The organism is Polynucleobacter sp. Nonnen-W13 (genome assembly GCF_018881735.1).
GTDB lineage: Bacteria > Pseudomonadota > Gammaproteobacteria > Burkholderiales > Burkholderiaceae > Polynucleobacter.
Window position 1 is genome coordinate 261,306 of the sequence record NZ_JACVPU010000003.1, and the last position, 18,631, is coordinate 279,936.

General features: G+C 46.3%; 21 protein-coding genes. 13 read left to right on the top strand and 8 right to left on the bottom strand.

Annotated elements, in window-relative coordinates; genetic code table 11:
* Positions 1–14 precede the first annotated feature (14 nt).
* Together ICN27_RS09880 and ICN27_RS09885 are read left to right on the top strand one after the other, a co-directional pair.
* Positions 15–815 carry a biotin--[acetyl-CoA-carboxylase] ligase gene (locus ICN27_RS09880; protein WP_216269890.1) on the top strand — a complete coding sequence of 267 codons (801 nt, stop codon included), beginning with the start codon at positions 15–17 and terminating at the stop codon, positions 813–815.
* On the top strand, positions 812–1,633 hold the full coding sequence (locus tag ICN27_RS09885; RefSeq protein WP_215308551.1) for a type III pantothenate kinase: 822 nt from the start codon (positions 812–814) through the stop codon (positions 1,631–1,633). Before ICN27_RS09880 ends, ICN27_RS09885 begins: the two co-directional genes overlap by 4 nt.
* Positions 1,634–1,646: 13 nt before the next feature.
* Here the strand turns inward: ICN27_RS09885 and rfaE2 are convergent, their stop codons facing one another.
* Positions 1,647–2,138 carry a D-glycero-beta-D-manno-heptose 1-phosphate adenylyltransferase gene (rfaE2, locus tag ICN27_RS09890; protein ID WP_216269891.1) on the bottom strand — a complete coding sequence of 164 codons (492 nt, stop codon included), beginning with the start codon at positions 2,136–2,138 and terminating at the stop codon, positions 1,647–1,649.
* Positions 2,139–2,241: 103 nt separating this feature from the next.
* Between rfaE2 and ICN27_RS09895 the strand changes: the two genes are divergently transcribed.
* From ICN27_RS09895 to ICN27_RS09915, 5 genes are read left to right on the top strand one after another with little or no spacing between them, the layout of a single operon-like run.
* Positions 2,242–2,805 (top strand): glutathione peroxidase, encoded by a 564-nt coding sequence (locus ICN27_RS09895; RefSeq protein WP_370624510.1) that lies wholly within the window; start codon positions 2,242–2,244, stop codon positions 2,803–2,805.
* The gene (locus ICN27_RS09900; protein ID WP_216269892.1) at positions 2,805–4,193 is read left to right on the top strand and encodes an FAD-dependent oxidoreductase; all 1,389 of its coding nucleotides are present in this window, start codon (positions 2,805–2,807) and stop codon (positions 4,191–4,193) included. Before ICN27_RS09895 ends, ICN27_RS09900 begins: the two co-directional genes overlap by 1 nt.
* The gene (locus ICN27_RS09905; protein ID WP_216269893.1) at positions 4,194–4,979 is read left to right on the top strand and encodes a DUF1365 domain-containing protein; all 786 of its coding nucleotides are present in this window, start codon (positions 4,194–4,196) and stop codon (positions 4,977–4,979) included. It abuts the gene before it with no gap.
* Entirely contained in the window at positions 4,976–6,271 is a 1,296-nt protein-coding gene (locus tag ICN27_RS09910) for a cyclopropane-fatty-acyl-phospholipid synthase family protein (protein WP_216269894.1), read from the top strand. The genes ICN27_RS09905 and ICN27_RS09910 overlap by 4 nt, the downstream gene beginning before the upstream one ends.
* Positions 6,268–7,044: an SDR family oxidoreductase gene (locus ICN27_RS09915; RefSeq protein WP_216269895.1), complete on the top strand. Its 777-nt coding sequence runs from the start codon at positions 6,268–6,270 to the stop codon at positions 7,042–7,044. Before ICN27_RS09910 ends, ICN27_RS09915 begins: the two co-directional genes overlap by 4 nt.
* Before the next feature lie 9 nt (positions 7,045–7,053).
* Here ICN27_RS09915 and ICN27_RS09920 read toward each other — a convergent pair whose 3' ends face one another.
* The 3 genes from ICN27_RS09920 to argS are packed head-to-tail and all read right to left on the bottom strand — an operon-like array spanning position 7,054 to position 10,099.
* Positions 7,054–7,716: a thiol:disulfide interchange protein DsbA/DsbL gene (locus tag ICN27_RS09920; protein ID WP_216269896.1), complete on the bottom strand. Its 663-nt coding sequence runs from the start codon at positions 7,714–7,716 to the stop codon at positions 7,054–7,056.
* Positions 7,713–8,321 carry an SPOR domain-containing protein gene (locus tag ICN27_RS09925; RefSeq protein WP_215308558.1) on the bottom strand — a complete coding sequence of 203 codons (609 nt, stop codon included), beginning with the start codon at positions 8,319–8,321 and terminating at the stop codon, positions 7,713–7,715. Before ICN27_RS09925 ends, ICN27_RS09920 begins: the two co-directional genes overlap by 4 nt.
* Positions 8,322–8,371: 50 nt before the next feature.
* Positions 8,372–10,099: an arginine--tRNA ligase gene (gene argS / locus ICN27_RS09930; RefSeq protein ID WP_216269897.1), complete on the bottom strand. Its 1,728-nt coding sequence runs from the start codon at positions 10,097–10,099 to the stop codon at positions 8,372–8,374.
* Positions 10,100–10,134: 35 nt separating this feature from the next.
* Here argS and ICN27_RS09935 point away from each other — a divergent pair, with 35 nt between their 5' ends.
* Positions 10,135–10,452, top strand: coding sequence for a DUF1840 domain-containing protein (locus ICN27_RS09935; protein ID WP_216269898.1), 318 nt, complete (start codon positions 10,135–10,137; stop codon positions 10,450–10,452).
* A gap of 30 nt (positions 10,453–10,482) precedes the next feature.
* Here the strand turns inward: ICN27_RS09935 and metH are convergent, their stop codons facing one another.
* Both metH and ICN27_RS09945 read right to left on the bottom strand, forming a co-directional pair.
* Entirely contained in the window at positions 10,483–13,230 is a 2,748-nt protein-coding gene (gene metH / locus ICN27_RS09940) for a methionine synthase (RefSeq protein WP_216269899.1), read from the bottom strand.
* A complete protein-coding gene (locus ICN27_RS09945; protein ID WP_215308562.1) occupies positions 13,227–14,291 on the bottom strand; it encodes a homocysteine S-methyltransferase family protein in 1,065 nt (354 codons plus the stop codon). The genes metH and ICN27_RS09945 overlap by 4 nt, the downstream gene beginning before the upstream one ends.
* Before the next feature lie 78 nt (positions 14,292–14,369).
* On the opposite strand from ICN27_RS09945, the gene ICN27_RS09950 reads away from it, so the two are divergent.
* A complete protein-coding gene (locus ICN27_RS09950; RefSeq protein ID WP_215308563.1) occupies positions 14,370–14,819 on the top strand; it encodes a PhaM family polyhydroxyalkanoate granule multifunctional regulatory protein in 450 nt (149 codons plus the stop codon).
* On the opposite strand, the gene ICN27_RS09955 is transcribed toward ICN27_RS09950, so the two are convergent.
* Positions 14,731–15,816, bottom strand: coding sequence for an MBL fold metallo-hydrolase (locus ICN27_RS09955; RefSeq protein ID WP_215308564.1), 1,086 nt, complete (start codon positions 15,814–15,816; stop codon positions 14,731–14,733). The two genes, ICN27_RS09950 and ICN27_RS09955, sit on opposite strands and share 89 nt — an antisense overlap.
* Before the next feature lie 22 nt (positions 15,817–15,838).
* Between ICN27_RS09955 and ICN27_RS09960 the strand changes: the two genes are divergently transcribed.
* A complete protein-coding gene (locus ICN27_RS09960; RefSeq protein WP_215308565.1) occupies positions 15,839–16,015 on the top strand; it encodes a DUF1289 domain-containing protein in 177 nt (58 codons plus the stop codon).
* Positions 16,016–16,036: 21 nt separating this feature from the next.
* Here ICN27_RS09960 and ICN27_RS09965 read toward each other — a convergent pair whose 3' ends face one another.
* Positions 16,037–17,020 carry an MDR family oxidoreductase gene (locus tag ICN27_RS09965; RefSeq protein ID WP_215308566.1) on the bottom strand — a complete coding sequence of 328 codons (984 nt, stop codon included), beginning with the start codon at positions 17,018–17,020 and terminating at the stop codon, positions 16,037–16,039.
* A gap of 87 nt (positions 17,021–17,107) precedes the next feature.
* Here ICN27_RS09965 and ICN27_RS09970 point away from each other — a divergent pair, with 87 nt between their 5' ends.
* From ICN27_RS09970 to ICN27_RS09980, 3 genes are read left to right on the top strand one after another with little or no spacing between them, the layout of a single operon-like run.
* On the top strand, positions 17,108–17,392 hold the full coding sequence (locus ICN27_RS09970; protein ID WP_216269900.1) for a hypothetical protein: 285 nt from the start codon (positions 17,108–17,110) through the stop codon (positions 17,390–17,392).
* Positions 17,393–17,413: 21 nt separating this feature from the next.
* On the top strand, positions 17,414–17,902 hold the full coding sequence (locus ICN27_RS09975) for a flavin reductase family protein (RefSeq protein ID WP_216269901.1): 489 nt from the start codon (positions 17,414–17,416) through the stop codon (positions 17,900–17,902).
* A gap of 22 nt (positions 17,903–17,924) precedes the next feature.
* On the top strand, positions 17,925–18,587 hold the full coding sequence (locus ICN27_RS09980; protein ID WP_215308569.1) for a glutathione S-transferase family protein: 663 nt from the start codon (positions 17,925–17,927) through the stop codon (positions 18,585–18,587).
* Positions 18,588–18,631 lie beyond the last annotated feature (44 nt).

The window sequence follows — 18,631 nt, forward strand, 5'->3', positions numbered from 1 at the left end:
TCTACAATAGAAAAATGAGTCCGAATTGCATCCTCGAACGTGTTGCCACCACCAAATCAACTAATGATGATTTATTAGCCCGTTGGCGTGCCGGTGAATTAATTGATCCGGTAGCTCGTATTGCCCACGATCAGACTTCCGGCAAGGGTAGGGCCGGAAGAATTTGGCTTTCCAATCCTGGAGATGCGCTGTGCTTCTCCTTAGCCTACCCATTCAATAAACGCCCCCATGAATTGAGCGGACTGAGTCTAGTCATTGGACTGGCGGTTATTTCAGGCATTGCTGGAGCCTTAGGCATCCATGAAACTACTCTTCACCAACAAGGTCTCAGGCTGAAGTGGCCCAATGATTTACTACTGAACAATGCCAAACTTGGCGGCATCCTAATTGAAGGCGGACAAACCAGTCCAAGTGCGCCCACTTGGATGGTGATTGGCCTAGGACTGAACTTACGTAATGCAGAATTGATTCAACAGAAATCAGAAAATCAAACTGCTTTAGGTGCTGCCGCTTTGGATCAACTCGTATCTCATCATGCACCGATACCAGATACGGAGTTCATTTGGCTAAAGCTGATTGAGTCATTTGAAAGGCATTTAACCCAATTTGAACAACATGGGTTTAGCTATTTTAAAGATTCCTGGTCAAATTGGGACGCCTTTAATGGCCAGCCTGTTTGCATATCAGGCGCCGGCCAAGAGCCCATCATTGGTATCGCTTCCGGAGTAGATCACTCTGGCGCTCTTGTTCTTCTTCAGCATGACAAATCTATCGTCATTCATGCGGGCGATGTTTCTTTGCGAGCTCAATCATGAGTCTGTATTTAGTATTTGATCTTGGCAACACTCGGCTCAAGTGGGCCGCAGTCGAATCTACACAAAACATTGCAGACCGCAATAAAAAACTATGGGCATATTCTGGGTCGATCGGCACCAAATCTTTCCAGTCACCCGAACTACGCGCTGAGCTGTCTGCCTATATTTCTAAAACCTTACCTAAACCAGATGCTATTGGCTTTTGTTGCGTAGCAGGTGATGCTGCTATTGAAAATTTACGCAAGCTCTTTCCGCAATGGCAAGATCTTGAGTGGAAACAATTCACAGGCAGCAGTCCGTATCAAGGCTTGCGAACACTCTATCAAGACCCCAGCAAATTGGGAGCAGATCGGTGGGCTGCACTGATTGGCGCAAGAGCTCTCTCCAGCACCAATACGCTGGTGATTAATGCTGGGACGGCCACTACCATTGACTTACTAGGCGGCAATGGCGTCCATTACGGTGGCTGGATCCTGCCAGGCTTAAACCTGATGCAAGAAAGCCTGCAACAAAATACAGCCCAACTTCCATTGGCAGTTCGGGCTAATAAGCCTGAAGCTCAAGCGAGCTTTGGCTTCACTACTGATGAGGCGATTACAGGCGGTTGTGATGCTGCGCAAATGGGGGCAATACTGCGGGCAGCCTACTTAGCCAAAGCGATGCATCATCCCGTTGAGCGAATTTGGCTTGATGGGGGCAATGCCAAAATTTTGGCAAATGAAATTAAACAGTTTCCAGAGCTAGCAGCGCTACCAGTAGAACCCATTGAGGGCTTGGTACTACGCGGGCTTTGGGCTTGGCTCTTGCAAAACCTATAAACCGCCAAACACCTTAACTTGTTCGGATCTTGCCCAATAGCGTTGTTGTAGAGCGCTCATATAAAAATGGGATAGCAACTGCTACACCACCCCAAGTTTTCACGAGGCGAGTCTCCTCCAGGGAGTCGATTTCATAATCTCCTCCCTTAACGTAAATATCAGGATGAATCTTGGCAATCAGATTCACCGGGGTCTCTTCTGTAAATAACACCGCCAAGTCGACACTCTCAAGCGCTGCCAATAAAGCCTGGCGATCAGATTCAGTATTAATAGGCCTGTCATCACCCTTGCCTAGCATTTTGACCGAGGCATCTGAATTCACCCCTACTACAAGGCTAGCGCCCATTGCCCTAGCTTGGGCTAGGTAGCTGGCATGCCCTCGATGCAGGATATCGAAGACGCCATTCGTAAATACCAAGGGTCTCGGAAGCGCCGCAATACGAGCCTCCAACTCAGTCGGAACGCAGACTTTAGATTCAAAAGAAGGTGGGGGTAAAGAACTCATAGCGTCATATTAATGGCATTGGGCTAAATTCAACGATATTTGCCAGAATGTCTTAGACTTGGGGCATCCCCGTCCCACCCAAAGGCTTAAGATGATTCACCCTATGCCGCGTTACTTACTGGCACTACTTTTCTTGCTTATAGCAATGCCGTTTGCAAAGGCAGCTCCCGCAGCTGGCAGTTGCAGCACACTTCTATCGCACACCTTCCCAAGATTGCAGGATGAGGCACCTCAAAGCCTTTGCCAATACCAAGGCAAAGTTATTTTGGTTGTTAATACGGCCAGTTTTTGTGGCTTCACGAGCCAATACGAGGGTCTTGAAAAGTTGTATGCCAAATACAAAGACCGCGGCTTAGTTGTACTAGGATTTCCATCAAACGATTTTGGCCAACAAGAGCCGGGTAGTAATAAAGATATCGCAGACTTCTGTAAAAATACCTATGACGTGAAATTCCCTATGTTCGCCAAGAGCTCAGTTAGCGGAAGTAATCCAAATCCACTATTTAAAATGCTGATAGCTAAAACGGGGACAACACCGAAGTGGAATTTTTATAAGTACCTCATTGATCGAAATGGAAATGTAGTCGATTCGTTTGGCAGTATGACAAAACCAACAAGCACCAGTATTACCAGTGAGATAGAGAAACTTCTTGGAGAAAAAATTTAGTGAGTAAGAAAAAAGTTGCCATCATTGGCGCTGGCATCTCTGGCCTAGGATGTGCATACGCATTAAGGCAGCATCCAGATTTGGAGATCACCCTATTTGAAGGTGGCAAGCATATTGGTGGCCATAGTAATACTGTCGATCTCACACTAGAGGCTCCTCACGGCCAGATGACCTATGGAGTCGATACTGGATTTTTAGTATTTAATCGAAAAACCTATCCTCGCTTAGTTCGTCTGTTTGAAGAAATTCAGGTTCCGATTGCGCCATCAGAAATGTCTTTTTCAGTATCTATTGATGCGGGAGTAAAAACAGGACGTAGTAAAAAAATTGAATGGGCTGGTAACGACCTCAACTCCTTCTTTGGCCAAAGGTCTAATTTGTTCTCGCCATCATTCTGGAGAATGGCTTATGACATCTTGCGCTTTAATCGTCTCGCTACTAGACTCGCAGAAGAACAAATTACTGCCAAACTAGAATACTCAGAACCAGATGAGCGCATTAAAGATTTTCTAGATCGCAATCGTTTTAGCACTAGCTTTAGAGAAAATTATTTTTTGCCAATGATTGGCGCTATTTGGTCATGCTCTGTTGAGCAGATGCTAGAGTTTCCGATTCAGACTATGGTCCGCTTCTGTCATAACCATGGTCTTCTCCAAATCCAAAATCGCCCGCAATGGCTGACCGTTAAAGGCGGCTCCCGCGAGTACGTAAAACTTTTGGTAGCGGCACTGGAAAAACATCAAGTGCAATTTGTACGAGAGTCTGTCTCTCGAGTCAATGCGAAAAAAACAGATGGCTCTCCAGTCGAAGTGATTACATCCTCTGGGCTGTACCAGTTTGATGAAGTGGTAATGGCATGTCATAGCGATCAGACTTTAGAGTTGGTTCATGGCATTGAACAAGGCGCGCGCAATATTTTGGCATCGGTTCCTTACCAGAAAAATCGCGCAATTTTGCATACAGATGTCAACTTCTTACCCGCTACTAAACGTTGCTGGGCTGCTTGGAATTACACCGCAAAATCTGGAGCAACACCGACCTCGCAACAACACGTAAGCGTGAATTATTTAATCAACCGCCTACAACCCCTACCCCAAGCATTCGAGGGCACACAAATTATTGTGAGCTTGAACCCATTGACGGATCCCAATCCAAAATTGGTGCATGAAGAAATCCATTACTCACATCCCGTCTTTGATATGCGCGCTGTGCAGGCACAAAAGGAGCTCCCTTTAATTCAGGGCAATGCTTCGATCTGGTATTGCGGAGCATGGACAGGATTTGGTTTTCATGAGGATGGTCTGCGCTCAGGCGAATTGGTAGCAATGGATCTCATGGAGAGCATTTCTCATCGAGCTAAATCAAACCCCATTAAAGATTCTCAGTAAATGAATTTGCCAACGATTAACTTTGGAGCTGTAAAGCATCGACGCTTTCGCCCCGCTATTAATGCGTTTGGCTACGGCGTATTTACTGTATCCATTCCGATGCGTGCACGCAGAAATGATCCATCATTACTCAGTCAGCATGGTCTGAAAGATAAACAATTCGGACTTTTTTCCTTTTTTGACCAAGACCATGGATTGGGCAATGAGAACAGCCTGTCCTGGATCGAATCGATCCTTAAAGAAAATCACGCTCATCATGATGATGGTGAGATTTGGCTACACACTTTTCCGCGAGTGCTCGGCTATGTCTTTAATCCGGTCAGCTTTTGGATCTGCACCCGAACTAATGGGCAAGTTCATGCGGTACTCGCTGAAGTGAATAACACCTTTGGCGAACGGCACTGCTATCTACTTCATCATGACTCCGGCAAAGCCCTGCAATCTGGAGAGACGCTTATTAGCAACAAGGTATTTCATGTCTCGCCTTTTTGTGACGTCCGGGGGGAGTACCACTTCCGTTTTTTGTTTCCCCAAGATAGCAATTCAAAGCGGAATATTGTTTGTCGGATTGAGTTGCACGAGGACGGCGCTCCATTAATTAATACCAGTATTAGCGGTCTAGCTCAGCCATTGACTAAAAGCGCTCTCTATCTTGCCTTTCTGCGCTACCCTCTTATGAGCTTGGGTGTCATTGGTCGAATTCACTGGCAGGCATTGAAATTATGGCTAAAAGGTGTACCCTTTCACTCAAAACCTAAACCACCAGAACTTGAAGTTACTCGATGAATCGCCCCGGTCAAACACTGCTCTCTCGCCTCACCTTCTCTCGCCCTGAAAGGCGAAAATCTAAACTGCAGCAAGGTAATGCAAGCACAGTGGCCCTACTGGGTCTTTTGGCTCAATTACGCAGCGGGCATCTAGTACTCACCCTTCCCAATAATGAAGTAAGAGAGTTTGGCAATAACTCAGACCAACTTCATGCAGAAATTCAAGTTTTAGATTGGTCTGTATTTAAACAAGTTTTATCTCATGGTGATATCGGCTTTGCCGAAAGCTATATCCGGGGTGAATGGAATACACCCGATCTCAAAGCGGTTCTAGAGCTAGCCATTCGAAATCGCACTATCCTAGAGAAAGCAATTTATGGTAGCTGGCTTGGATCCATAGCCTATCGTCTGAGACATTGGTTTAGAGACAACTCTAAATCCGGAAGCCGTAAAAATATTCATGCGCACTATGACTTGGGTAACGCCTTCTACACACTCTGGCTAGACCCCACAATGAGCTACTCGAGTGCATGGTTCTCTGAGGGTGATAAGCAATCACTCATGGACGCTCAGCGTGCAAAAATTAAACGTATCTTAGACTCCATCCACGCTAAGGAAGGGGATCAACTCCTAGAGATAGGTTGTGGTTGGGGCGGCTTTATGGAAGAAGCCTTACGCAATGGCAATCAAGTCACGGGTCTGACATTGTCGACTGAACAAAAGGCGTTTGCAGACTCTAGACTTAAAAAAATCTCTGCAGAAATCCCCAATACAAAGCAATTTGAGGTTCGGTTGCAAGACTATCGGGACTGTCAAGAGCAATTTGATGGCATCGCCTCTATTGAAATGTTTGAAGCGGTTGGTGAAAACCATTGGACTGAATACTTTCAAACAGTTGCAAAACGACTCAAAGCAGGTGGTCGGGCTTGCATCCAAACTATCGTAATTGCAGATGATTTATTTGATCGCTATCGCCAAAGTACCGACTTTATTCAGCAGTATGTTTTTCCAGGAGGCATGCTCCCCTCTCCTACTAAATTTAAAGCTGCTGCGGCTAGTGCAGGTTTAGAGCTTGAGGCAGAGTTTGCCTTTGGCGCTGACTATGCCAAAACCTTATGCCTATGGCGTGATAGCTTCAATCACAAGATTGAAGAAATTTATCGCCTTGGTTTCGATGAGGCATTTATTAGGCTCTGGAATTTTTATCTCATGTATTGCGCCGCTGGATTTTCTGAAAAGAATATTGATGTAGTGCAATACACCCTCAAACATAAAGATGTCATTCATTCAAGTGATGCACTACGCCCATGAAACAAAAAGGGATAGATTCATTTGTTAATCAACGAATTTGGGTCATTGGGGCTTCCAGCGGTATTGGCGAGGCCTGCACAAAAGCTTTTATCAAGGCGGGCGCAAAAGTCGCCCTCTCTAGCCGTCGTGCCGAGCGGCTAGATACTCTCGCACAATCTGCTACGCCAGAACAGGCTTTGGCGCTCCCACTAGATGTCACTCACCAAGAGCAGTTGGCCTCTGCCTACCGAAGAATCCTAGAGGCTTGGGGTGGCTTAGATCTACTGTTGTTTGTCTCGGGCGTATACACCCCCTTACGTGCTGATAATTTTGAATTTGATATTGCACAGAAAACAATTGATGCCAATCTGCTCGGCCCCATGCGGGCAGTCAGCATTGTTATGCCTGATATGCTCAAAGCGCATGCTGGTCATATTGCTATCGTTGGTAGCGTCGCGGGATATAGTGGACTACCTAAAGCCTTAGCGTATGGGCCAAGTAAAGCAGGAATTATTAATTTCTGTGAAACCCTGTATTACGACTTACTTCCGCAGGGCGTAAGCGTGCATATGATTTCACCAGGATTTGTTGTAACAGAGGCTACTGCACAGAATGATTTTGAGATGCCAGCGCTCATCACTGCCGATGAGGCCGCTCAAAAAATCCTTGCAGGACTTCAGGCTGGAGAATTTGATATTCACTTCCCTAAGCGGTTTTCAGGATTCTTAAAATTCCTCAGAATCCTGCCCTACCCGCTTTACTTCTGGATTATCCGACGCTTCGTCAAAATATAAGATCCAGAATTACTTGTACTTATCCTTGCGGATTTTTTGCTCCAAGTACTCCATTACAGCAATTGCTTTTGCCTTGGTTCCAGCAATAGATGGGGATGTTACATAGCGACCCTGCATCACAATCGTTGGCACGCCATCAATGCGATAAGCATCAGCCATCTGTCTTGCAGCACGAGCTTTTGATACAACGGCAAATGAGCGATAGGCAGCCAAGAAAGTATTGCGATCGATACCTTGTGAGGCCACCCAATCGGCGATCTCATTTTCTGTCATGAGGCGCTTATTTTCTTTGTGCATGGCATACATGACTTTGTCATTCATCGCCTCGCTCTTACCCATGGACTCTAAGGCATAGAACAGCTGACTGTGCGGCATGAAATCATCACGGAAAGCAACAGGCACTTTACGGAATGTCACATCCTTTGCTTGGCGCTTAAGCCATGCATTGAGCTCTGGCTCAAAATCATAACAATGCGGGCAACCATACCAAAAGAATTCGATAACCTCGACCTTGCCTTTGGCCTCAACTGGCTGAGGGGTAGGTAAAATACGATAATCAAACCCCTCTTCAATCTTAGGGCTTTGTGCAGTAGCAAGGCCTGAAAAAGAAAATGCTAAGCCGAGAATAGTGGCAGATAAAAGGGTTCTTTTAGATTTAGATAATGTAATCATGATTTGCTAGATTTAATGACACTCGGTTTAATGCCCATGCCATTGAGCTTATCACGCACGGGATTGCTTTCGTCAACACTGTTGTATGGGCCAACACGTACACGCCAAAGCGTATTGCCCTCACTATTAATCTCACTTAATTGAGATTGAATACCTTGAATCGCTAAACTCGCTTTTTGTGCATCTGCATCGGCACGCTTATTAAAGGCACCTACCTGTAAGAAATAAATTGCATCCGATTTTGCTGCTGGAGCTGGTTCTGCCGGCTTTTTACCATTAGCCACATCAGCAATTGGATCTGGCGCACTCGCTACGGGTGCAGCTGACTTGCCTTGTAGTGGTTTATTCAAATCTAGAGCCTCTGCTGGAGCAGTCACCTCACCTTCTGCCGGCGCTGATCCCGGCTTAATGATTAAAGGGAGATTGGGGGCTCTGACTCCAGGGCGCTCTTGCGGCGTATTTTTGGAAAGGTAGAAGGCAATCACAAAAGCGACGCCAAGGCCAACACCCAACCCTAAGATAAAGCCAAGAATAGTACCGCCATACTCCGGGCTCGAAGACTGGGTCTTTGGCGTAAAGCTAGTGTATTGATTATTTTTTTTCATCGTATCCCCATCCTTCTTTTTACTTCTTAAGCGCTGGCAATTACTACAGCTTACATCTTAGCGGGTGCTGATACACCTAATACTTTTAATCCATTTTCAAGCACTTGACGCGTTGCTAGGAGCAATGCAAGGCGCGCCAATTTTAATGCGGGATCATCTACTAAGACGCGATCTGCGTTATAGAAAGTATGAAAGTCTCCTGCTAAATCACGCAAGTAAAAAGCTAAAGCATGTGGCGCTAAATCTGCAGCCGCATCAGTAAGCATTTCTGGATATTCAGCTAAACGACGCAACAAATGATCCGAGGCTTTACTTTGCAACAGGGAGAGGTCTGCGTCTTTTAGGTCTGATACTTTTCCACCCCATTGGGTCAGAATTGAACAAATACGCGCATGGGCATATTGCACATAAAACACGGGATTCTCATCATTCTGCTGTAATGCCAAATCAACATCAAAGACAAACTCTGTATCAGCTTTACGGGAGATAAGGAAGAAACGCACGGCATCTCTTCCACGCTGAAGGGCTAGTTCACGCTCATCAGCTGTCATCTCTGGTGTAACACCTCCAGACCACTCAACCAAGTCACGCACAGTCACATAGGAACCGGCACGTTTAGAAATTTTGACTTCTTCGCCGTGCCGCATCACCGTCACCATCTTGTGTAATACGTAGTCAGGGTAGGTTTTCGGAATATTCCAACCACGCTTCTGTGCCACACCCTGTAAGCCCGAGCGAACACGGGCAATAGTGCCGTGGTGATCACTCCCTTGGACGTTAATTACTTTTTTAAAGCCCCGATTCCATTTACTGGTGTGATAGGCAACATCAGGCACAAAGTAGGTAAAGCTACCATCAGACTTACGCATGACGCGATCTTTATCATCGCCATCATCTGTTGTCTTGAGCCAAAGCGCGCCCTCAGACTCATAGGTCTTGCCAATGCTCTGCAGCTCTTCGACAATTTTTGCAACACTGCCATCGGTATACAAGGAGGACTCTAAGTAATAGCAGTCAAACTTCACGCCAAATGTTTTTAAGTCAATATCTTGTTCATTGCGTAAATACGCAACAGCAAATTGACGAATGGCTTCAAGATCATCTTGATATTGAGATGAATCCTTAAAAGCAGCCGCAATCTCCGCAATATATTCACCGTTATAAGCACTCTCCGGCCAAGTGGCATCACCTGGTTTAAGTCCGTTTAATCGAGCTTGCACTGAGAGCGCCAAGTTTGCAATCTGGACTCCAGCATCGTTGTAATAAAACTCGCGGCGCACCTTAATACCCTGAGTTGCCAATAGATTTGCTAACGCATCGCCTAGCGCAGCTTGTCGACCATGACCCACATGTAGTGGGCCAGTAGGATTAGCAGATACAAACTCAATCATGGCGCTAGCAACTGGGGCTGACTCTGACGCTAGCTGACCAAACTGAGATCCCGAGGTGAGGACTTCTTGCACCACAACAGTTTTAGCGGCATTGCTGAGGCGAAAATTAATAAAGCCAGGCCCTGCAATTTCGCAGGAGGCAATGAGATCGCTATAGCCAGGCTGCTGCTCTAAACGCTCAAGCAGAGCTTGTGCCAATTCCCTAGGATTTAACTTCCAAGCCTTGGAAAGCTGAAGTGCAATATTGCAAGCGACATCCCCATGGTCTACCGCCTTAGGACGCTCTAAGCGAGGCGCGGGGGTATCGCCCAAACCACGCTCTTGGGCAAGACCCTGAAGAGCCGCACTCAGCATTTCAATTAAACGATTTTTATTAGTTAACAACATAGATAAGTGAGTTTATCAGGTGGTAAGCTATTGAAATGATCTATCAATTTCGCTCCAAAGCGGGCCCTGACGTCATCATGCTAGCTGATCTCACCCAGCGAATCTTTGACATTTTGGGCCGTCCATTAGAGCCCAGAGGAATTTTGACGGTGGAGCAACTACCAACCCTCATCATCGACCTAGAAACTGCTATTCTGAAAGACTTGGAAGAGCGGGCTAAAAGTAATGCAACGACCCAAGAAAGCACTGAAAAACGAAAGCTTGCCGATAGGCTAGGCCAGCGCGCTTACCCCTTTCTAGAGCTTATGAAACAAGCTAAAGCCAAAGATGAACCGGTGATGTGGGGCGTTTAAAGGCTACATCCCACTCCAGCTAAATTCAATTTAGTCTATCGAGCTTGCCAACTGACGACGAATGTCTTCAATGGGCTCATTACGGCGCTTAGCAAGATCTTCAATCTGATCTGCTGACAACTTACCCACATTGAAATAACGTGCGTCCGGATGCGCCAGATAAAAACCACTGACACTAGAAGCTGGATTCATGGCCATCGATTCGGTCAAGGTCATACCAATATCTTCTGAACCAATGACGCGCAATAGATCTTTTTTCACTTCATGTGCAGGGCAAGCTGGATATCCTGGGGCCGGACGAATGCCGCGATATTCTTCATTAATCATCTGATCGTTCGTCAGAATCTCATCAGTCGCATAAGCCCAAAGATCGGTACGAACACGGTGATGCATCAACTCTGCAAATGCTTCTGCTAGACGATCGGCTAAAGATTGCAACATGATTGCACTGTAGTCATCATGCTTCGCATGGAACTCAGCCACTTTTTTCTCGACCCCGTGGCCAGTTGTCACAGCAAAGCAACCCAGATAATCAGCCACATGTGAATCTTTCGGCGCTACATAGTCTGCTAGGCAGCGATTAGGCCGACGGACTCCATCGATAACTGGTCGCTCAGCCTGCTGACGCAAGTTATGCCAAACAAATAATGGATGCTCGCGCGATTCATCACTGTACAAAACAATATCATCACCTATCGCGTTTGCCGGGTAGAAAGCTACTACAGCATCAGCTTGTAACCACTGACCCTTAATCAACTTATCCAATAGCGCCTGGCCGTCTTCAAATACCTTACGCGCCTCTACACCAACAACTTCATCATCCAAGATTGCCGGGAACTTACCAGCCAAATCCCAAGTCTGAAAAAATGGTGTCCAATCAATGTATTTAGCGATGTCACTCAAAGCGAAATTCTTGAAAACACGACGCCCAATAAACTTAGGCCTCTCAGGCACGTAATGAGTCCAATCAATCAACTCGCGATTCTTACGTGCAGCTTCTAGTGAAATAGTTGGAGATGCCTTCTTATTGGCATGCTGCTCACGAATACGTACGTAGTCATCGCGTAGATCTTGAATAAATTTCTTGGCGCTTTCATCTGATAGAAGGCTTGATGCTACAGACACAGAGCGGGAGGCATCAGGCACATAGACTACCGGTCCATCGTAATGCGGCGCAATCTTGACTGCGGTATGCACACGGGATGTTGTAGCGCCACCAATCATGAGCGGAATTTGACGCTCACGGAAATAGTCATCACGCTGCATCTCTTGAGCAACGTAGGTCATCTCTTCTAGAGATGGCGTGATCAAACCAGACAAGCCAACAATATCTGCTTTTTCCTCTTTGGCCCGCTTCAGAATTTCTGAGCAGGGCACCATCACACCCATATTAGCAACTTCAAAGTTATTACATTGCAGCACCACCGTCACAATGTTTTTACCAATATCGTGCACGTCACCTTTAACAGTCGCCATCACAATCTTGCCTTTAGCTTTTGCTTCGCCGCCAGAGGCAATGTGTAGACGCTTCTCTTCCTCAATATAAGGAATTAGAATTGCAACTGCTTGCTTCATCACGCGTGCGCTCTTAACCACTTGAGGCAAAAACATTTTACCGGCGCCAAATAAGTCTCCAACGACGTTCATACCATCCATCAGGGGGCCTTCAATGACCTCGATTGGACGACCACCTGCACCCATAATTTGCGCGCGCAGCTCTTCAGTGTCACCCTCAATAAAGGTGGTAATTCCATGTACCAAAGCATGGGTTAAACGCTCACGCACCGGAGCTTCACGCCACACCAAATTTTCTACTTGCTTTGCGCCGCCGCCCTTAAATTGGTCAGCGATATCCAACAAGCGCTCAGTTGGGGTCTTACCGTCTTTTTCTTTAAAGCGGTTGAGCACCACATCCTCAACACGCTCACGCAATTCAGGATCCAAGTCAGCATAGACGCCAAGCTGCCCCGCATTAACGATGCCCATATCCATACCAGCTTGAATAGCGTGATACAGGAAGACAGTATGAATAGCTTCACGTACGCGATCGTTACCTCGGAATGAAAAGCTAACATTCGAAACACCGCCACTCACTTTCGCGCCTGGCAGATTTTCTTTTATCCAGCGTGTAGCATTAATAAAATCGACTGCATAGTTATCGTGCTCTTCAATGCCGGTAGCAATTGCAAAGATATTGGGATCAAAAATAATATCTTCTGCTGGAAAGCCGATTTCATTAACTAGAATTTGATAGCAGCGCTGACAAATTTCTGTTTTGCGCTTGAAAGTATCTGCTTGACCTACTTCGTCAAATGCCATCACTACAGATGCTGCGCCGTAACGACGAATCAAGCGTGCTTGTTTTCTAAACGGCTCTTCACCCTCTTTGAGTGAAATCGAGTTCACAATCGGCTTGCCCTGAATGCACTTTAGACCCGCCTCAATGACACTCCATTTAGAGGAGTCAATCATGATCGGTACACGAGCAATATCTGGCTCTGAGGCAATCAAATTCAAAAAGCGTGTCATCGCCGCTTCAGAATCCAACATCGCCTCATCCATATTGATGTCAATCACTTGAGCACCATTTTCAACTTGCTGCCTTGCAACTACCAAAGCCTCATCAAATTGATTATTCAAAATCATGCGCGCAAATGCTTTGGAGCCTGTTACGTTAGTACGCTCGCCAATGTTGACAAAGCGAACATCGGCTGTAACGTTAAAAGGCTCTAGGCCTGAGAGCTTCATTGGTGGCATTACTTTTACAGTCTTACTCATGCTGACAACTCCGTACTCTCGCGATAGAAGGGTCGCGGCTTACGCTGCGCAACTGCATTAGCGATTGCACGAATATGATCTGGCGTAGTTCCACAGCAACCACCCACTAGGTTTACCAAGCCATCTTTTGCAAAACCATCAACCAAGCTAGAAGTAATGTCCGGAGTTTCGTCAAAACCTGTGTCACTCATGGGATTGGGTAAACCGGCATTGGGATAGCAAGATACTGCAACATCGCAGATGCGGGATAGCTCAGCAATGTAAGGGCGCATCAGCGCTGCACCTAAGGCGCAGTTCAAGCCAAAGGTGAGTGGTTTAATGTGGCGCAAGCTATTCCAAAATGCTTCCACTGTTTGACCGGATAAAATTCGACCAGAAGCATCCGTGACCGTACCTGAAATCATCACCGGCAAACGCTCACCGGTTTCTTCAAAGAACTCATCTAAAGCAAACAATGCAGCCTTGGCATTGAGTGTGTCGAAAATAGTTTCGACTAAAAATAAATCAACACCGCCCTCAAAGAGACCCTCAATCTGCTCTCGATAGGAAGCTCGCAATACGTCAAACGTCACATTACGCGCACCCGGATCATTTACATCCGGAGAAATACTTGCGGTCTTTGGTGTAGGTCCAATTGCACCAGCTGCAAAACGTGGCTTATCTGGCGTAGAGTATTTTTCACAAGCAGCGCGGGCCAATTGAGCGGAGATCACATTCATCTCACGAGCCAAATCAGCCATCTTGTAATCCTCTTGCGCAACTGAAGTAGCGCCAAAGGTATTAGTCTCAATAATGTCTGCACCGGCATCTAAATACTGCTCATGAATCTTGCTAATAATTTGAGCTTGAGTGAGCACCAAGAGTTCGTTATTGCCCTTAATGTCACCTGGATGACTCTCAAAGCGTTTGCTAGCAGGCAATCCGCGGTAATCCGCCTCACTCAGCTTGTATTGCTGAATCATGGTGCCCATAGCGCCATCCAAAATCAGAATGCGCTGCTTTAGTAGCTCAGGAAGTGCCTGACCACGGGTATAAGGCTGGGATAAACCATTAGATTGCATTGCGTAACCGGGAATAATCTCTAGAATCCTCTATTGTATTGGCAATAAGCCACTTTTATCTGACCCGGAGCCACCGCTATGTTTGGAACTATCCCAGAATTCAATCAAAGCCTTGAAATGATGAAAACCATGTGGGGTCAGGGAGTGGGAGGGCAAACGCCAGGGCAATTTCCCTTTACCACGGACGCCTCAAAGGCTGCTGGGGGGTTTGGCTCAGCATTTCCAGGACTTGATACCGACGAACTTGAAAAGCGCATCAAAGATTTGAAAAGCGTTGAAAACTGGCTTAACCTCAACCTCAATATTTTAAAGTCCACCATTCAGGGGCTAGAAGTGCAGCATGCCACCATGATGGCACTCAAATCCTTTGGGGATGCCGTTTCAGCAAGCGCCACTGCTGCCACTGGTGAAGCCCCTAAAGATTCCGAAACAAAAGCTTCTAAACCACGCAAAACCGCAACACGCCGTCGTCGGAAAGCTGGCGACTCAACTTTCCTCGACGAAGTAGGTAATTCAGATGGGCAATAGCCTCGCCCATAGCAAATGTCATTTGGTGAATATCTAGTTCACGCCTAAATAAAACCGGCACTATCTCACGAGCAGTTGCCGGTTTTTCACATGCTCCAAGAGTTTCTGCCAAGCGCTCATCGTGATGCGCTTTCAACTGATCAATCCGCGGCTTCATTCCTGTAAAGGGCTTGCCATGAGATGGCAGCACTAGAGTGTCGTCGGGCAGAGGTAGATATCGATCCAAGGAGCTCAAATACAGACCCAAGGGATCCGCATCTGGATCTGCATCGTAAACGCTGACATTAGTAGAAATGCGCGGCAACAGCATGTCTCCAGAAATCAATACTCCCAAATCTTTACAAAATAATGAGGCATGCTCAGGTGCATGACCAAATCCCATGATCACTTGCCACTCATGTCCGCCAATCAAAATCATTTCACCATCAATGATGCGGCGATATTGCCGTGGCACACCCGGAACCATATTGCTGTAGTAATTCGAGCGAGCACGAATTTTTTCTAGATCTTCTGTTGCAATGAGTCCATGCTTTTGAAAGTGGTCTGCAGAGCCCCCACCGCCAGCGCGTGCACCAACCGCAGCTCCACCTTCTTTATGGCTAAGCCATTGCGCAGTTAAATAGTCTGTCATAGAGATCCAGAGTGGTGCTTGCCACTTCTCACAAAGCCATTGAGAGAGTCCGATATGGTCTGGGTGCATATGGGTCACAATCACCCTCAACACTGGCAAGCCTTCTAGTTGAGTAGTAAAGATCTGATCCCAGGCTGCTCTTGTCTCATCATTAGCAATGCCACAATCCACGATAGTCCAGCCTTGAACGCCTTCAAACTCATCCCGTAGCAACCATAGGTTGATGTGATCCAAAGCAAACGGCAAGCGCATCCGCAGCCAGCGCACACCAGGTGCAAGCTCTATAGAGCTGCCCGCTTCCGGTAAAGCATCTGCTAGGGGATAATGAATAGAGCTCAGATCGCTGGATTGGTTTTTAGTATTCATCTATTTTTATTTTAGGTTTGCTTTGATAACAGTTCCATCACCTTGCATCAACTGGTGTGACATCAACCCCGACAATGGTTTTTGCCGTGGTTGCTATCGCACGCTCCCTGAGATTGCCGACTGGTCTGAACTTTCTAACTCAAATAAGCTTGAGGTTTTAGAAAAACTGAAAGCACGAAAACCTCAAGCTCCACAATAAGCACTGTTCATTCCGAAATGCTTATTTGTTTACATCCACAATTAAACGGCCGCGCACATTGCCAGCCATCAGCTCTGCAGCATACTTTATAGAATCTTCTAAATGAATTTCGTGAGAGATCTCTTCTAAAGTTTTGAGATCTACCAACTTACTTAACTGCTCGTAAGCCGCAATACGCTTTGCTTTTGCTACTGTCACACTATTAATGCCATACAAAGTTACGCCACGCAAAATGAATGGCGCAACAGTCGATGGAAAATCCATGCCTTGAGCAAGACCGCAAGCGGCAACTGCGCCATCGCTCTTGGTTTGAGCGCAGGCGTTAGCCAATGTATGACTACCAACGCTATCCACCACTGCCGCCCAACGCTCTTTTGCTAAAGGCTTGCCAGGAGCCGACAGTGCAGCACGATCAATCACTTCACTAGCGCCCAATTTCTTCAAATAATCAGCCTCAGAGATACGCCCGGTACTGGCAACCACGGTAAAGCCCAACTTACTCAAAAGAGTAATGGCAAAACTACCGACCCCACCTGCAGCGCCAGTCACCAATACCTCGCCATCACTGGGCTTCAAGCCATGCTTTTGTAAAGCCATCACGCACAGCATTGCGGTGTAACCAGCAGTACCAATAGCCAAAGCTTGCTTAGCAGTAAAGCCCTTGGGTAAGGGAATGAGCCACTCTGACTTCACACGTGCTTGCTGCGCTAAGCCGCCCCAATGACCTTCACCAACGCCCCAGCCATTGAGCAGCACCATGTCGCCAACTTTAAATTCTGGGCTAGCACTCTCTAAAACCTCTCCCGCAAAATCAATCCCGGGCACCATCGGAAAACTACGCACTACCGGGCCTTTACCAGTAATTGCCAAGCCATCTTTGTAGTTCAGCGTGGAGTAGAGCACCTTAACCTTGACATCGCCCTCAGGCAAGCTAAGTTCATCGACTTGAGCAAGCTCAGCCCGATAACCTTGATCATCTTTATTTACCAAAATAGCCTTAAACATGTCTCTTCCTTTTAAAAGCGCTGCATTCTCCACAGCAAATACATAATAGGTTTATCCTAACGAGCATTGCTGATTATGGAGGTTTCCATGAAAAAAATTCTACTATTAACTATAACTTGTGGTCTAGCGCTCGTTGGCTGCTCATCGAGCCAAATTAATATGTCTATGGGTAATATGCGTCTAATCACTTCCAGCGCAACGCCACAAGATGTGATGGATTTTGCCAGCACAACTTGTAGGAATGACTTTTACCAAGGCGCCAGCTTCCTCTCTAAGGCCGGTAAGGAATATCGCTTTAAATGCGTAAAAGCTGAAGAGAACGAAATTCTCATCCCGATTCCAGGCACTACCATTCCGGCTGCAACAAAGTAAGCCACCAAAAAAATAAGCAAGATGACCCCATTTAACTCCCAAGAGCTCCGCAAGGGCTTCTCCTCCTTTGCAACCGGGGTCACAGTGATTACCTGCCTAGATGCGAACCAGCATGCTCATGGCATCACCATCAGCTCTTTCAATACGGTTTCCTTGGAGCCACCACTGATTTTGTGGAGCCTTAAGAAGCATTCAAACTTGATGCCCAATTTTGAAGTGGGTCACAAACAATTAATTCATGTACTAGAACGCTCGCAAGAAGCCATGGCGATGCACTTTGCTACCGTGAAAGAAAATCAATTTGTTAATATCCCTCACAAAATTGCAGCAAGCGGGCTTACTCAAATTGAAGGATGCTGCGCTTACTTTGAATGTGAGACCGTATCAGTGCATACCGGAGGCGACCATAACATCATTGTTGCCAAAGTCCTCAACCTAAAGCACGCTCCAGCAAGTCATCCACTCATATTTGCACACAGCAAATTTATGGGTTTAGATTCATCACTTTAAAAATACTCAAATAGGAATTGAAATGATGCGCTTATGGGGAAGAAAAAGTTCTATTAATGTACAAAAAGTATTGTGGTGCCTTGCAGAGTTGGGGCTAGAAGAAGGTAAAGATTTTGAACGCATTGATGCTGGCCTTCATTTTGGGAAAAATCGTACACCTGAATTTCTAGCACTTAATCCAAATGGCTTGGTACCAACCTTAGAAGACGGTAACCTTGTGCTTTGGGAATCCAACACGATCTTGCGATACCTAGTTCGTCAGTATGATCAATCGAGGCGCCTAAGCAGCGATATTGCCTCTCAATATCAGTCTGAGAAATGGATGGACTGGCAACTCGGAACGATGTGGCCAGCCTTACGCATCGCCTTTTTGGGGCTAACTCGTACGCCTGAAAATGAGCGAAACAAGGAAGCAATTCTTAAGGCTTATCAAGATAGCAATGCACTATTCACCCTGTTGGATCAACAGTTAGCAAGCCAGCACTATTGCTCTGGAAACACATTCAGTATTGGGGATATTCCGCTAGCACTTTGCGTAAGCCGTTGGATTTTATTGAATCAAACCTTTCCAGATCAAACTGGTCCTCGCCCCACTTTACACAATATTGATACATGGATGCAGCGCATAGAAGCAGAAACTAAGTACAGCGTGGTTGCAGAAAAAGAACTTAATATTGTGAAATAAGGCAAAGCCCTCAGAGCATAAGTATTGAGAGTCTCCAATGGAAA